Origin of the sequence: Brevundimonas albigilva (assembly GCF_023573565.1) — a bacterium.
In the GTDB taxonomy this organism is placed as follows: domain Bacteria; phylum Pseudomonadota; class Alphaproteobacteria; order Caulobacterales; family Caulobacteraceae; genus Brevundimonas; species Brevundimonas albigilva.
This window is the reverse complement of the sequence record NZ_CP097649.1, coordinates 131,928-146,041: the sequence shown is the minus strand read 5'-3', so window position 1 is coordinate 146,041 and position 14,114 is coordinate 131,928. Positions and strand designations below refer to the sequence as shown.

The following is a 14,114-nucleotide window of genomic DNA, read 5'->3' as shown; positions in this document are numbered from 1 at the left end:
ATGCGGGTGCTCTACGACGTCAGCCGGCTGCTCAGCCGGGCCGAGCGGACCGCCCCGACGGGCGTGGACCGGGTTTGCCTGGCCTACGCCGAATGGCTGGACCAGCGGTCCGACGTGGTCATGATTCCGGTGCGGGGACGCAAGGGCCGGCTGGTGACGGTGGACCAGACCTGGTTCCGCGACTTCGTGCGCAGCTTGCGGGCCCGCTGGGACGGCCGCACGGTCAACGGGGCGGCGCGCCACGAAGCGCGGCTGCTGGCGGCCCTGACCCACGACCAGCGCCCCGCCGAATCCGTCATCTGCCCCCCGCCGCTGGCGGACCACAAGCCGGCGCGCGACAAGCCGCGCGTGCTGCGCCAATTCTTCCGATCCCGGCACGCCGCGCCCCTGCCGGCGGCCGACCTCTATCTGAACGTCGGCCACACCACCCTGCACGAGGCGGACGCCCTGCAGGCCCTGGAGCAGGACGGCGTCGATCGCGTGGTGATGATCCACGACCTGATCCCGATCACCCACCCCGAGTTCTGCCGACCCGGCGACGCCGACAAGCACCGCGCCCGCGTCGTGCACACCCTGCGTCACGCCAGCAGCATCCTGGTCAACTCGCGCCACACCGCCGATCAGCTGGCCGGCTTCGCCGCGCGCGAGGGCCTGACGCCGCCGCCGGTCCACGTGGCCCACCTGGGCATCGAGACGGCCTTCGCCCCCGGCGACGCGGTGCGGGCCAGCCGCCCCTATTTCATCCATGTCGGCACCATCGAGGCGCGCAAGAACCTGGCCCAGTTGCTGACGCTGTGGCGGCGGCTGGAGGAAGAGATGGGGGAACGAACGCCGTCGCTGGTCCTGGTCGGGCGCTATGGCTGGGAGAACGAGGCGGTGCTGGACCACCTGCAGCGCTCGCCGAATCTGCAGGGCGTGGTTCACCAGGCCGAGAACCTGTCGGACGGCGCCCTGGTGCGGCTGATGCGCGGCGCGCGCGCGGTGCTGGCCCCCTCGGCCGTCGAGGGTTTCGACCTGCCGGCGGTGGAGGCCTGCGCGATGGGCGCCCCGTTGATCGCTTCGGACATTCCGCCCCATCGCGAACTGACGCCGCAAGCCAGGCTGATCGACCCGCTGGACGGGCTGGGCTGGCTGGACGCCATCCGGCGCGCCACGCTGGACGAGGCGTCCAAGCCGGCCGCCGCCTTTGCGCCGCCTCGCTGGGACGACCATTTCGCCGTCGTCGCCGGCGCCGTCGGCCTGGGCGGGTCATCGCCTCTGGCGGCGCATGGCGAAGGCGAGTAAGCAAAGGTCGAACGAGGGGCTGAACGGCTTTCATGACGCGTACCATCCTGCCGCTGATGATCGTCGCCATTCTGGGCGGCTGCACCACCCTGCCGCGCGACGGGCCCTCGGGCCGGTCGGTCGACGCCGGCGCCACCCGGCCCGACGCCGTGGGCGGCTACGCCCTGGTCGAGATGAACTATGAGGTCAGCGAGCGGATCAAGGCCGTCCCTGCGCAGTTCTTCGGCTCGCTGACGGGCGCCGCCAGCGAGCGGCCTCTGGATCTGATCGGCGTCGGCGACGCCCTGCAGGTCCAGATCATCGAGCCCAGCGGCACCCTGTTCGGCGGGGGCGTCGGCGCAGGGTCCGCGGTCCAGCCGGGCAATCAGGTCCTGCCGGCGCAGGTCGTGGACCGCTCGGGCGCGGTGTCCATCCCGTTCGCCGGCGCCGTGCGGGTCGAGGGCCTGACCCCGCCGCAGGCCGCCGCCGCCATCCGCCGCGCCCTCAGCGGCAAGGTGGCCAATCCGCAGATCACGGTCGTCGTGGCCGAGAACGCCTCCAATTCCGTGACGGTGCTGGGCGACGTCCGCCAGCCGGGCCGCAAGCCCCTGTCGGTCAACAGCAACCGCCTGCTGGACGTTCTGGGCGAGGCCGGCGGCTCGGAACGGCCGGTCGACGACATGATGGTGACCATCCAGCGCGCCGGCCAGACCTACGCCGCGCCGCTGGGCGTGGTGACGACCTCGTTCGAGGAGAATGTGCGGCTGCAGCCGGGCGACCTGGTCAACTTCGCCTACAAGCCGCGCCGGTTCAGCACCTTCGGCGCCCTGGGCGCGGTGGCCCAGGTGGACATGCCGCCCGGACCCGTGACCCTGGCCGGCGCCCTCAGCCGCGTTGCGGGCCTGAACACCAACACCGCCAACGCCAGCCGGGTGATGATCTTCCGCTTCGAGCGGCCCGAGGTCGCGCGCGCCTTGGGCGTGACCCAGCCGGCCACCCCCAGCGGCGTGCCGATCATCTACCAGCTGGACTTCAACAACGCCGCCAATGTGTTCGCCGCCAGCAACATCCAGATCATGCCCGAGGACGTGATCTACGTGCCGCTGGCGAACGCCGCCGAGGCGCGCAAATTCTTCGAGTTCGTCCAGAGCATCACGCGCGTCATCTACGATGTGTCGGTGACCAGCGCGATCAACGTGGACTGACGGCCTTGAGCCTGTGGCGTCTCCTGCCGCGCTCGCGCAGAGAGACGCCGCAGGACGACCCCTTCCCGATCGACGCTCGCGCCGAAGACGGGCGCTCCCCGGAAGGCCCGCGCCAGGACGCCCTGTCGCGCGCGCTGTCCGAGATGGAAGCGGCGGCGCATGAGGTCTATGCGCTGCACGGCCTGCCGACCCGTCCCGGCCATTACGAACGCGCGCCGCGCGCACGGCGCTGGCGCTTCATCGCCGAACAGCTGACGCCCGAGGAACGATTTCAGCGCGCGCTGGACCAGCCCCGGCAGGCGGGCTGGCGCTTCGCCCGGCTGGAAGATCTGGGCGCGCGTTCGAACAAGCCGGATCTGGCTGCGGCCTCCGACCTTCTGAGACTTGCGGCGCGGCTGAGAGAGGCTCGGGACGGGCCCCTGCTCGCCGAGGACCTGCTGACGGCGATGGAGCTGGGCGCCACCTGGCGCGCCAATCGCGAGATCATCCTGGCGGCCCGCGTCGCGGCCGCCGGGGCCCGGCCCAAAACGCCGCCCCGCCCCAGGAAGCGGCGATCCGGCGCTGACGCCGGCCGCTCATCGGGCTAGACAACCGCCCCCGCCCGTTCGAAAGCGCCCGTCATGACCGAAGCCGCCCAACCGCCCGCGACCCAGCCCGTCGGCCGCATCATCGCCATGCCAGCCGACACCAACCCCGAGGGCGACATCTTCGGCGGCTGGCTGCTGGCGCAGATGGACGTGGCCGGGGCGACGCCCGCCTTCGAGCTGGCTTGCGGGCGCTGCGCCACCGTGGCGCTGGACGGCATGGTCTTCCACCAGCCCGTCTCGGTCGGCGACGAGGTCAGCATCTACGCCGAGGTGATCGGCTCGGGCCGGACCTCGATCCGGGTTCATGTCGAGGCCTGGAAGCGCGCGCGGGGCCAGCCCCAGGCCGCCTCGGTGCGCGTGACCCAAGGCGTCTTCACCTATGTCGCCATCGACCAGAACCGCAAGCCGCGCCCGTTGCCGGGCAAGGCGTAAGTTCGCCCAAGGGCCACCCCGGGTTGACGGTTTTTCCCCCGCCCCATAGTTTTCTTTCGGGGGGCCGTTCAATGTTGCTCATAGCTCTATACGCGGCCGGGCTTGTGCTGCTGATGCGCGAAGCCGTGCCATGGATCCGGGCTAAGTCTTCGGGCGTCGGCTATACGCGCGGGCATCGCCGTGAAGCGGTCCGCAGAGCAGAGAATCCCGAGCGATTTTCACGCCTGATGGACCGCCGATTCCGCGCAATGGGGCCGGGAGCGCTGATGCTGGTGGTGGCGGTGATCTGGACCCTGTGGCTGATCGTCAGTCTCGTCTTCGCTCCCGCCTGATCGGCCAGGCCCGAACCGCGTCAAATCCGACCGCCGGGGTCGGAAATCTTGACCTGACGCCGGGGCCGGCCTACCTCCCGCCCATGGCCCTTCGTCGCATCCTCACCATCGACAACGTCGCCGATCTGGCGATCCTGAAGCAGGTTTCCAAGCCCGTCGCGGGGGTGGACGACGCCGTCCGCACCCTGATGGACGACATGCTGGAGACCATGTACGCCGCGCCGGGCATCGGCCTGGCCGCGGTGCAGATCGGCGCCCTGGACCGCGTCATCGTCATGGACTTGGGCGACAAGGGCGGCGACGCCTGCGACACCGAGGAAGAGGACACGCCGGAGGCCGCCGAGACGCGCAGGAACCCGCGCTTCTTCGCCAATCCCGAAATCCTGTGGGCGTCGGACGAGCTCTACACCTACGAGGAGGGCTGCCTGTCGATCCCCGAGTATTTCGACAAGGTGGAACGCCCCGCGCGCGTCCGCATTCGCTACCTGAACCGTGACGGCGAGCAGGTGGAGGAGGAGGCCAGCGGCCTCTACGCCGTCTGCATCCAGCACGAGATGGACCACCTTAACGGCGTGCTCTTCATCGACCACCTGTCCCGGCTCAAGCGCGAGCGCGCCGTGACCAAGGTCAAGAAGGCCGCCCGAGACAGGATCGCCGCCTGATGAGCCGACGCACCGTCCGCCTGCCCCGCCGGGGTCAGTCCCTGGTCATCGACACCCAGGGCCGCCGTCGCCTGACGCGCAGCCAGAAGGTCGGCGTCGCGGGCGTGGCCACCCTGGCCGGGGTCGCCCTTCTGGGCGTGGTCGCCGGCCTGTTGCTGGATCGCCTGCTCGATTTCGACGACGCCCTGGACGCCGGCGGCGAATGGGACGAGGGCGGCGGCGTCTTCACCCGCTGGCAGTAGGCGCGCCAAACCTCTAAAGGCCTGCCCATGCGCCTCGCCTTCATGGGTACCCCCGAATTCGCCGTTCCGTCGCTGGCCGAGCTGATCGCCTCGGGCCACGAGATCGTCGCCGTCTATTCCCAGCCGCCCCGGCCCAGGGGCCGGGGGCAGAAGCTGACGCCGTCGCCCGTCCACGCCTTCGCCGAGAGCATGGGCCTGCCGGTGTTCACGCCCGAGTCGATGAAGGCCGCGGAGGCGATCGACATCTTCCAGAGCCTGGACCTGGATGCGGCCTGCGTCGTCGCCTATGGCCAGATCCTCAAGCCCGCGGTTCTGGAAGCGCCCCGCCTGGGCTGCTTCAACCTGCATGGGTCGCTGCTGCCGCGCTGGCGCGGGGCCGCGCCCATCCAGCGGGCGATCATGGCCGGCGACCGCCAGACCGGCGTGCAGATCATGCGGATGAGCGAGGGGCTGGACGAGGGGCCCATCCTGCTGGGCGAAGTCATGGACATCCACCCCGACGACACGGCCGCCAGCCTGTCCGAGCGCATGGCCCACGTCGGCGCCGGCCTGTGGCCCCGCGCCCTGGCCGCCATCGAACGCGGGGGCGCGACCGAGACGCCCCAGGCCGGCGAACCGACCTACGCCCGCAAGATCACCCCCACAGAGGCCCGCATCGACTGGACCCGCCCCGCCGCCGAGGTGGACGCCCGCATCCGCGGCCTGTCGCCCTTCCCCGGCGCCTGGTTCGAGGCACCGTCGGAGACGGGGCCGGTGCGGATCAAGGCCCTGCTGTCGACCCTGGCCGAGGGGGCCGGCGCGCCGGGCGCCGTTCTGGACGACGCCCTGACCGTCGCCTGCGGAAACGGTGCCGTGCGCCTGATCCGCGTGCAGCGCGAGGGCAAGGCAGCGCAGGCGGCCGAGGAGATGCTGCGCGGCTTCTCCCTGCCCGCCGGGCTCCTTTTAGGCTGATAGATTGAACTCACGGCCCAGGATTTCCCAAAGGGCTTTGGCGCTTTCCGATGTCAGTTGAAAAGTCTGGCTTTGACTGTTTGGTTTGGCCCGATCGGCAGAGCCGAGGGTATCGATCTGCAGGAATACGCGCCCATCTCGTTTGAACACGCCATAGTGGCCGATCACGTGCGTTGGATGCAGCTTGAGATCACGCTCTCTATCGAGCGGCTGAAACTGGTCGATGACGGCCATGTGGAGTCCTGAGTGCCTAGGTATAAGTTCACTATCGAATATGACGGCACGGCCTACAACGGCTTCCAGGCCCAGGACGGCCAGCCTACGGTGCAGGGCGCGCTCGAGACGGCCATCGCCGCCTTCTCGGGCGAGCGCATCCGCATCGCCGCCGCCGGGCGCACCGACACCGGCGTCCACGCCCTGGAACAGGTGATCCACGCCGACCTGCAGCGCGCCTGGCCCGAGACCACCATCCTCAACGCCATGAACGCCCATCTGGTGAACGAAGACGTCTGCGTCCTGTCGGTCCAGCCCGCGCCGGATCCCGACTGGCACGCGCGGTTTTCCGCGACCGGCCGGGCCTATCTCTATCGCATCCTGAACCGCCGGCCCCAGCCCGTGCTGGAAAGGGACCGGGTCTGGCACGTCAAGAAGCCGCTGGACGCCGAGGCCATGCACCATGCGGCCCAGGTCCTGGTCGGCCACCACGACTTCACCACCTTCCGCGACGTGGGCTGCCAGTCGAAGTCGCCGGTCAAGACGCTGGACGTGGCCCGCGTGACCCGCTTCGGCCAGGAGGTGCACCTGGTCTTCCAGGCCCGCAGCTTTCTGCACCGCCAGGTGCGGTCGATGGCGGGGACCCTGGTCGAGGTCGGCCTGGGCCGCTGGACCGCGCATGACGTGAAACGGGCTCTGGACGCGAAGGACCGCGCCGAATGCGGGCCGGTGGCGCCGTCGGCGGGGCTCTATCTGAGCGGCGTCAGATACGACTGATCTTCCCGACCTTCCCCCGCTTGCGGGGGAAGTGTCAGCGCGTCGAGCGAAGCGAGACGGCTGACGATGGGGGAAGTCTTCTTTTTGGAGAGAGCACTCCCCTCTCCGACCCTGGTTCGGCTGCGCCGAACGCCGGGCCGCCTCTCCCGCAAGCGGGAGAGGATGACGGCCTCAGACCTTGCTGAGGATCAGCGTGCCGTTGGTGCCGCCGAAGCCAAAGCTGTTGGACATCACCGTGGTCAGTTCGCCGTCCTTGCGTTCGCGTAGGATCGGCATGCCTTCGAACGCCGGGTCCAGGTTTTCGATGTGGGCGCTCTCGGCGGCGAAGCCGTTCTGCATCATCAGCAGGCAATAGATCGCCTCCTGCGCGCCCGCCGCGCCCAGGCTGTGGCCCGTCAGCGACTTGGTCGAGGAGATCATCGGCATCTTGTCGCCGAACACCGCGCGCACCGCCTCCATCTCCTTGGCGTCGCCCACGGGGGTCGAGGTGCCGTGCGGGTTCAGATAGTCGATCGTGCGGCCGCCGGCCTGGTCCAGCGCCATCTTCATGCAGCGCTGGGCGCCCTCGCCCGAGGGGGCCACCATGTCGTAGCCGTCCGAGTTGGCGGCGTAGCCGACGATTTCGGCCAGGATGTCGGCCCCACGCGCCTTGGCCCGCTCGTATTCCTCGACCACAACCATGCCGGCGCCGCCGGCGATCACGAAGCCGTCGCGGTCCTTGTCGTAGGCGCGGCTGGCGACCGAGGGAGTGTCGTTGAAGTCGGACGACATGGCGCCCATGGCGTCGAACATGTTGGACATGGACCAGTCGATGTCCTCGCAGCCGCCGGCGAAGACCACGTCCTGCTTGCCCCACTGGATCTGTTCGGCCGCCGCCCCGATGCAGTGGGCCGAAGTCGCGCAGGCCGAGCTGATCGAATAGTTGATCCCGCGCATCTGGAACCAGGTCGACAGCACCGCGGACGGGCCGCTGGCCATGGCCTTGGGCACGGCGAACGGGCCGACCCGCTTGGGCGAGCCCTTCTCCATCGTGGTCTGGGCCGCCTGCAGGATGACCTGGGTGGAGGGACCGCCCTCGCCGACGATCAGGCCGATGCGGTCGTCCTTGATCTCGTCCGCCGTCAGGCCCGACGACTTCAGCGCCTCCTCGAAGGCGATGTGCGCCCAGGCGGTGCCGTTGGCCAGGAAGCGCGCGGCGCGGCGGTCTACCAGTTCCTCCCACGGGCCGATCTGCGGCGGGGCCCAGACCTGGCTGCGGAAGCCGTATTTGGCGTGATCCGGCGCGGCGACGACGCCCGAGCGGGCCTCGCGCAGCGAACGGGTCACTTCCTCGGCGCCGTGGCCGATGGAGGAGACGATGCCAAGGCCGGTGACGACGACGCGACGCATGGGAGATCCTTCTTGCTTGCGGCTCCTCCCGGAGCCGGCCGCTGGGTTCGCGGCTCTATATGGGGGCTTCAGCCGCCGGTCGCCTGATCCTTGGCGCCGAACAGGCCCACCCGCATGTCGTTGCAGGTGTAGATCACCTCGCCGTCGGCCTCCAGCACGCCGTCGGCGATGCCCATGACCAGCTTGCGATTGATGACCCGCTTCAGGTCGATCTTGTAGACCACCTTCTTGACGTCCGGCGTCACCTGGCCGGTGAACTTGACGTCGCCGACGCCCAGGGCGCGACCGCGGCCCGGCCCGCCGATCCAGCCCAGATAGAAGCCGACCAGTTGCCACATCGCGTCCAGGCCCAGGCAGCCCGGCATGACCGGATCGCCGATGAAGTGGCACTGGAAGAACCAGAGGTCCGGATTGATGTCCAGCTCGGCCTCGACATAGCCCTTGCCGTGGGCGCCGCCGTCCGCGTTGATCTGGGTGATCCGGTCGAACATCAGCATCGGCGGGGCCGGCAGCTGGGCGTTGCCGGGACCGAACAGCTCGCCGCGCCCGGAGGCGAGCAGGGCCTCGTGATCGAAGGACGAGGGATATTGCGATTGGGTCAAGGCGGTTCCGTTCCGTCAGCTGTTGCGGGCGGGTTACACGACCGCGCCGCTTCGCTCAACAGACAGGCGTTTCAGCCGCGTCCGGTTCCGGCGGGCCGGTTGGCGTTGCACAGGGCCCGCGACTGGGCGCCGAAGACCGCGCGCTGGACGACCCAGCCCTCCAGACGCCGCGCCCGCACCCGGCACCAGCCGTCCTCGCATTCGTCCAGCGAGACGATGGAGCGGGGCTGCAGCCGCGCCCGCACCGGCGAGGTCTCGGACTTGCCCGCGTGGATGGGGATCTCGGCGTCGGAGTTGTTGAACACCGAGCGGCGGCCCGAGGACACCGTGCGATGGATCCAGGCCACGGCGCCGTCCGGGTCGCACACCTTGCGCCACTCGGTCGTCTCGGCCACCACCTGCACCGGCAGGCCGGCGGCGCGGTATTCCCACAGGATCGGATAATCCAGCCCCGGTCCCTGACGCGCACGCACGTGCGAGGATTTCAGCGAGATCCAGCGCGGCACCTCAAGCCCGGTCGGCGTGGGCCGGCCGTCGGGCATGGTCTGGCCCGCGCCGGCCATCACGGCCAGGCCCGCCACGGCCGCCAGAACCGGGGCGCGACGGCGAAGGCTTTGGAAGATGATGGCGGCTTTGCTAGACACCCAGGCACGACCCGTCGCTCGCGGGCTCCGATCCCTGTTGAATCGCCGCCCGCAGACCAAGGCCCGCAATGTCCGCCTCCAAGCTTAAGGTCGTATTAACCAGACGCCTTCCCGACGCCGTCGAGACGCGGATGCGCGAACTGTTCGACGCCGAACTGAACCTGACCGACCGCCCGATGGACCGTGCGGCGCTGCAGGCGGCCGTCCAGCGCGCCCAGGTCCTGGTCCCGACCATCACGGACGTGATCGACGCCGAGCTGATCCAGGGCGCGGGCGATCAACTGAAGGTGATCGCCAACTTTGGCGCCGGGGTCGACCACATCGACATAGAGGCCGCCGTCGCCCGGGGGATCATCGTCACCAACACCCCCGGCGTCCTGACCGAGGACACCGCCGACCTGGCCATGAGCCTGATCCTGGCCGTCAGCCGCCGCATCGTCGAAGGCGCCCAGGTGGTCGCCGAAGGCCGCTTCGAGGGCTGGACCCCCACCTGGATGTGCGGCCGCAAGCTGTGGGGCAAGCGGCTGGGGATCGTCGGCATGGGCCGCATCGGCCAGGCCCTGGCCCGGCGCGCCAAGGCCTTCGGCCTGCAGGTCCACTATCACAACCGCAAGCCCGTCTCGGCCCTGATCGAGGAAGAACTGGGCGCCACCTATTGGGACGACCTGGACCAGATGCTGTCGCGCATGGACATCATCTCCCTGAACTGCCCGGCGACCCGAGACACCCACCATCTGCTGTCGGCCGAACGCCTGGCCCGGCTCCAGCCGCACGCCATCCTAGTCAACACCGCGCGCGGCGAACTGATCGACGAGGAGGCGCTGGCCAAGGCCGTCGACCGCCGCCTGTTGGCCGGCGCCGGTCTGGACGTGTTCGAAAAGGAGCCGGCCATCCACCCCGGCCTGCTGGGCCACCCGAATGTGGTGCTGCTGCCCCACCTGGGCTCGGCCACCCTGGAGGCGCGCCAGGACATGGGCGACCGCGTCATCGCCAACATCATGACGTTCCAGAACGGCCACCGCCCGCCGGATCGGGTCATTCCCGCGATGTTGTAGGGCGCGGATTTCACACGCCTGTCGGAGCGCCCTCATACGGTTGTCGAAAACGCCGTTCAGGGGCGGAACCGCCGGCGACGCGCCTCGTTTCCGGCGACCTGTTCGAGGAAGCGTGCGTTGGACTCCTACTATTGCATCGTCAATCTGCCCGGCGTGCCGGTGCGGGACATCTGCGTGCTCGACGCCGCCTCGGACGAGGCCGCCGACAGGGCCCTCCAGGACCTGGCCCGGCGATGGGTCGGGTTTGAGACCCTGTACCTGTATTGCGGCGAGCGGGTCGTGACGGTGCTCAGCAATCCGGCCCTGGGCTTCGCCGAGCCGCTGCCCGACCTGCCGCTGCCCGTTCGCTTCGCCACGGCGGCCTAGAGCCTGATCGGCTGAGGTGGAATCGCTTCGCGATTCCGCAGATGCCGTGAATCAGGCTCCAGTTGATCCTGGAGCGAAATCTGAGCCGAGTTGGACTACGCCCCCCTCAACCGATCTCGCTCTGGCGCCGCCCCCGCACACGGGACAATCCGGATCGGCCGCGACCCGCGCGGTGCGGCTGGTTCCCGCAAGGCCGTCGTAGATCAGCAGCCGGCCTTCAAGCGGCTGGCCGGCGCCGACGATCAGCTTGATCGCCTCCAGCGCCGCCATCGACCCAATCACCCCGGCCAGGGCGCCGACCACGCCGACGCGCGCGCAGGTCTCCGCCTCGGGCGGGACCTCGGGCGTCAGGCACTGATAGCAGGGGCGGCCCGCGAAGATCCCGACCTGCCCGTCCCAGCGTCCAAGGGCGCCCGAGACCAGGGGCCTGCCCGCGGCGACGCAGGCCGCGTTGACGATGTGACGGGTGGCGAAGTCGTCCGTGCCGTCGATCACCAGATCGTGGTCGCCGATCAGGCCGGCGGCGTTCTCCGGCGTCAGCCGCTCGCGCCAGGCGCGAACCTCGACCCCGGGGTTCAGCCCAGCCAGGCGCGCCGCCGCGGCCTCGACCTTGGGCCGGCCGACATCCTCGGTCGCGAACAGCACCTGGCGCTGAAGGTTGGACAGGGCGACCGTATCATCGTCGATCAGGCCCAGCGTCCCGACGCCCGCCGCCGCCAGGTACAGGGCCGCCGGCGCGCCGACGCCCCCCGCGCCGACGATCAGCACCCTGGCGCGCCTCAGCGCCTGCTGGCCCGGCCCGCCCACCTCGGCAAGGACCAGATGGCGGGCGTAGCGCTCGACGTCGTCTTCGGAAAAGCTCACGCCCCTATCTAGGGTCTTCCACCGTCGGGGAACAGCGCCTCAGGGCGCGACGGCCATCGACCGGCTGGCCTGGACCAGCAGCGCCTCGGCCCGGTCGCCGGCGTCGGGGGCCTCCAGATGGTCGTCCAGGAAATCGTCGGCGGCGGGCGGCGCGTCCAGCCGCACCATGGCCCAGTCGGGAAAGCCGCGGCTCTCCACCGGCCGGTCCGCCAGGATCCTGAGATCCTCATGCCGGCGGTCCTGATGCAGACGCTTCATCAGCCGGTCCAGGTCGCCGCGCGCGCCCTCGATCACCTGAATGAAAAAGCCCTGGTGGCGCATCAGGGCGCCGGTCAGGTGATCGCGACGATTGTTTCGGTCCGACACGCCGATGATGTCGATCAGCGGCATCAGTCCGTCGCTGACGGCCTCGGCGGCGCGGCTGACGTAGACGATTCGAAACAATTTCACGGCGTACTCACGAACTCGAACGCCGAATCCCGGCGCGCCGCCGCGAGCCTAGGGGTCGAGCCGCGTGTTCTCAAGCAGCCTGCAGGCTGCAAGCCTGCATCAACCGCTCCAGCTCGACCGCGCTCAGGGTCCGGAGCGGGCGGCCGCCGGAGTGGCGCGCCACGCAGCGATGATCGGTCTGACACAACTGCATGGGCTGGCGATAGCGACGCTGCATAACAGGTCGATCCTCGACCACCACCAGATCGCAATGCCTCGGATCGACCGCGACCCGCCGCATCAGCCGGTCCAGGTCCGTGCGCGCGCCCTCGACGATCTGCACGATCTCGTCGCCATGAAACATCATCGCGCCGCTGACTTCGTCACGGCGATTGTTGCGCTCGGACGCGCCCAGGATGTGCGCCAACGACTGCGGGCTCTGTCCCGCATCCCCGACAGCTTTGCTCACAAAAACGAGGCGGTACAGCAATTTAATGCTTTCAACTGGCGGGATGAATGGTCGAATATGACCGTTATACGAAGCATATTGGTCGAAATTAGGCCGCGACCGAAAACCGCGGCGCTTTGCGCATGGCCTTGATGATCGCGACGCGCGCCGCCATCTGCGTCGCATGACCCGTCCTTCCGCCCCCTCCGCCTTTCCCGACTGGCACGGCACCACCATCCTGGCCGTTCGCAAGAACGGGCGCACCGTGATCGCCGGCGACGGCCAGGTTTCGATGGGCCCGACCATCGTCAAGGGCGCCGCCCGCAAGGTCCGGACGCTCGCGGGGGGCAAGGTCCTGGCGGGGTTCGCCGGCGCCACGGCCGACGCCTTCACCCTGATCGAGCGGCTTGAGGCCAAGCTGGAGCAGTATCCCGACCAACTGGCGCGCGCCTGTGTCGACCTGGCCAAGGACTGGCGCACCGACCGCTATCTTCGCCGGCTGGAGGCGATGCTGCTGGTCGCGGACGCCTCTTCCATCTTCACCGTCACCGGCGTCGGCGACGTGCTGGAGCCGGAACACGGCGTCGCCGCCGTCGGCTCGGGCGGCAACTTCGCCCTGTCGGCCGCCCGCGCCCTGATCGAGGAGACCGACCTGGACGCCGAGCAGGTGGCGCGCAAGGCCATGAAGATCGCCGCCGAAATCTGCGTCTATACGAACGGCAACCTGACGGTGGAGACGCTGGGCGCCTGACCGTCGCCAAGGGGCTCAACCCAGGGCGCGATGGAGGAAGGCGACCAGGTCATCGAGCACGGGCGCCTTCTTGCGGAACAGGGGCGAAAAGGTCGCGATCAGGTCGGCGTGGTTCAGGCCGGGATAGATCCGGGCGGTCGATCGCCCGCCGGCGGCCTTGATCCGGTCGTTCAGGATCAGGGTGTCCTCGTCGTGCACGACCGTGTCGTCGGCGCCGTGGCCCAGCCAGAGGGGCGGGGCGTCGGCCCGGGCGAAGGTCACGGGCTGGGTCTGGACGGGATCCGGCGCGGCGCCGAACGCGTCCCTGGTGGACGCCACGTCGAAGGGCAGGAAGTCGTAGGGGCCGGCCAGGCCCGCGGCGGCCCGGATCAGGTCGGGCCTGCCGGCCGCCTTCATGTAGCGGGCGTCCAGCGCGATCATCAGGGCCAGATAGGCGCCGGCGGAATGGCCCAGCACGGCCAGCCGCGCCGCGTCGCCGCCATAGGTCGGGGCCAGGTCGGCCGCGCGCGCCGTCGCCTTCGCCGCATCCTCGACAAAGACCGGGAAGACCACCTCGGGGACCAGACGGTAATCGGGCAGGAAGACGACGAAGCCGCGCGCGGCCAGGGCCTGCGCCGCCCAGCCGTAGAGATCGCGCGATCCCGAATTCCACCCCCCGCCGTAGAAGAAGACCAGCGTCGGAAACGGACCCTCTCCGGGGGGCGCATAGACGTCCATCCGCTGGCGAGGGTGGTCGCCGTAGGCCAGGTCCCGCCCCGCCCGGCGGGCGCCCGGGTCCCGCGGGCCGAACCGGTCGAGCAGGGCCAGCGGCGAACAGGCGGCGGCCAGGGACGCCAGGGCCGGCGCGATCAATCCTCTACGGGTCATGGGGCCTATACGTAGCAAGAGGCGAATCGGCCTGC

19 protein-coding genes are annotated in these 14,114 nt (G+C 69.8%); 11 read left to right on the top strand and 8 right to left on the bottom strand.

Annotated elements, in window-relative coordinates; all coding sequences use genetic code 11:
- From M8231_RS00795 to fmt, 7 genes are all read left to right on the top strand, one after another.
- Entirely contained in the window at nt 1-1,284 is a 1,284-nt protein-coding gene (locus M8231_RS00795; protein ID WP_250202034.1) for a glycosyltransferase family 4 protein, read from the top strand.
- Nucleotides 1,285-1,316: 32 nt separating this feature from the next.
- A complete protein-coding gene (locus M8231_RS00790) occupies nt 1,317-2,468 on the top strand; it encodes a polysaccharide biosynthesis/export family protein (protein ID WP_249751605.1) in 1,152 nt (383 codons plus the stop codon).
- A 5-nt stretch (nt 2,469-2,473) separates the two neighbouring features.
- A complete protein-coding gene (locus tag M8231_RS00785; RefSeq protein WP_249751606.1) occupies nt 2,474-3,055 on the top strand; it encodes a hypothetical protein in 582 nt (193 codons plus the stop codon).
- A gap of 33 nt (nt 3,056-3,088) precedes the next feature.
- A complete protein-coding gene (locus M8231_RS00780) occupies nt 3,089-3,487 on the top strand; it encodes an acyl-CoA thioesterase (RefSeq protein WP_249751607.1) in 399 nt (132 codons plus the stop codon).
- A 415-nt stretch (nt 3,488-3,902) separates the two neighbouring features.
- Entirely contained in the window at nt 3,903-4,481 is a 579-nt protein-coding gene (def, locus tag M8231_RS00775) for a peptide deformylase (protein ID WP_249751608.1), read from the top strand.
- The gene (locus M8231_RS00770) at nt 4,481-4,723 is read left to right on the top strand and encodes a hypothetical protein (protein ID WP_249751609.1); all 243 of its coding nucleotides are present in this window, start codon (nt 4,481-4,483) and stop codon (nt 4,721-4,723) included. Before def ends, M8231_RS00770 begins: the two co-directional genes overlap by 1 nt.
- 27 nt (nt 4,724-4,750) lie before the next feature.
- Entirely contained in the window at nt 4,751-5,674 is a 924-nt protein-coding gene (gene fmt / locus M8231_RS00765; RefSeq protein WP_249751610.1) for a methionyl-tRNA formyltransferase, read from the top strand.
- Here fmt and M8231_RS00760 read toward each other — a convergent pair.
- A complete protein-coding gene (locus tag M8231_RS00760) occupies nt 5,666-5,908 on the bottom strand; it encodes a hypothetical protein (RefSeq protein WP_249751611.1) in 243 nt (80 codons plus the stop codon). The two genes, fmt and M8231_RS00760, sit on opposite strands and share 9 nt — an antisense overlap.
- 12 nt (nt 5,909-5,920) lie before the next feature.
- On the opposite strand from M8231_RS00760, the gene truA reads away from it, so the two are divergent.
- Nucleotides 5,921-6,664, top strand: a complete 744-nt coding sequence (truA, locus tag M8231_RS00755) for a tRNA pseudouridine(38-40) synthase TruA (protein ID WP_249751612.1) — start codon at nt 5,921-5,923, stop codon at nt 6,662-6,664.
- A gap of 171 nt (nt 6,665-6,835) precedes the next feature.
- Here truA and fabB read toward each other — a convergent pair whose 3' ends face one another.
- The 3 genes from fabB to M8231_RS00740 form a co-directional block, all read right to left on the bottom strand.
- Entirely contained in the window at nt 6,836-8,053 is a 1,218-nt protein-coding gene (gene fabB, locus M8231_RS00750; RefSeq protein ID WP_250202033.1) for a beta-ketoacyl-ACP synthase I, read from the bottom strand.
- Between the two features lie 68 nt (nt 8,054-8,121).
- The gene (gene fabA, locus M8231_RS00745; RefSeq protein WP_249751613.1) at nt 8,122-8,655 is read right to left on the bottom strand and encodes a 3-hydroxyacyl-[acyl-carrier-protein] dehydratase FabA; all 534 of its coding nucleotides are present in this window, start codon (nt 8,653-8,655) and stop codon (nt 8,122-8,124) included.
- Between the two features lie 71 nt (nt 8,656-8,726).
- Nucleotides 8,727-9,299, bottom strand: coding sequence for an SH3 domain-containing protein (locus M8231_RS00740; RefSeq protein ID WP_249751614.1), 573 nt, complete (start codon nt 9,297-9,299; stop codon nt 8,727-8,729).
- 68 nt (nt 9,300-9,367) lie between these two features.
- Here M8231_RS00740 and M8231_RS00735 point away from each other — a divergent pair, with 68 nt between their 5' ends.
- Together M8231_RS00735 and M8231_RS00730 are read left to right on the top strand one after the other, a co-directional pair.
- On the top strand, nt 9,368-10,354 hold the full coding sequence (locus tag M8231_RS00735) for a 2-hydroxyacid dehydrogenase (protein ID WP_249751615.1): 987 nt from the start codon (nt 9,368-9,370) through the stop codon (nt 10,352-10,354).
- 117 nt (nt 10,355-10,471) lie between these two features.
- Nucleotides 10,472-10,720 carry a hypothetical protein gene (locus tag M8231_RS00730; protein ID WP_249751616.1) on the top strand — a complete coding sequence of 83 codons (249 nt, stop codon included), beginning with the start codon at nt 10,472-10,474 and terminating at the stop codon, nt 10,718-10,720.
- Nucleotides 10,721-10,771: 51 nt separating this feature from the next.
- On the opposite strand, the gene M8231_RS00725 is transcribed toward M8231_RS00730, so the two are convergent.
- From M8231_RS00725 to M8231_RS00715, 3 genes are all read right to left on the bottom strand, one after another.
- Nucleotides 10,772-11,584 carry a HesA/MoeB/ThiF family protein gene (locus tag M8231_RS00725; RefSeq protein ID WP_249751617.1) on the bottom strand — a complete coding sequence of 271 codons (813 nt, stop codon included), beginning with the start codon at nt 11,582-11,584 and terminating at the stop codon, nt 10,772-10,774.
- 39 nt (nt 11,585-11,623) lie between these two features.
- A complete protein-coding gene (locus tag M8231_RS00720) occupies nt 11,624-12,034 on the bottom strand; it encodes a BLUF domain-containing protein (protein WP_249751618.1) in 411 nt (136 codons plus the stop codon).
- Nucleotides 12,035-12,104: 70 nt separating this feature from the next.
- A complete protein-coding gene (locus tag M8231_RS00715; protein WP_249751619.1) occupies nt 12,105-12,503 on the bottom strand; it encodes a BLUF domain-containing protein in 399 nt (132 codons plus the stop codon).
- Between the two features lie 142 nt (nt 12,504-12,645).
- Here M8231_RS00715 and hslV point away from each other — a divergent pair, with 142 nt between their 5' ends.
- Nucleotides 12,646-13,212, top strand: a complete 567-nt coding sequence (gene hslV / locus M8231_RS00710) for an ATP-dependent protease subunit HslV (RefSeq protein WP_249751620.1) — start codon at nt 12,646-12,648, stop codon at nt 13,210-13,212.
- Nucleotides 13,213-13,227: 15 nt separating this feature from the next.
- Here the strand turns inward: hslV and M8231_RS00705 are convergent, their stop codons facing one another.
- Nucleotides 13,228-14,079 (bottom strand): alpha/beta hydrolase, encoded by an 852-nt coding sequence (locus M8231_RS00705; RefSeq protein WP_250202032.1) that lies wholly within the window; start codon nt 14,077-14,079, stop codon nt 13,228-13,230.
- Nucleotides 14,080-14,114: the final 35 nt, after the last annotated feature.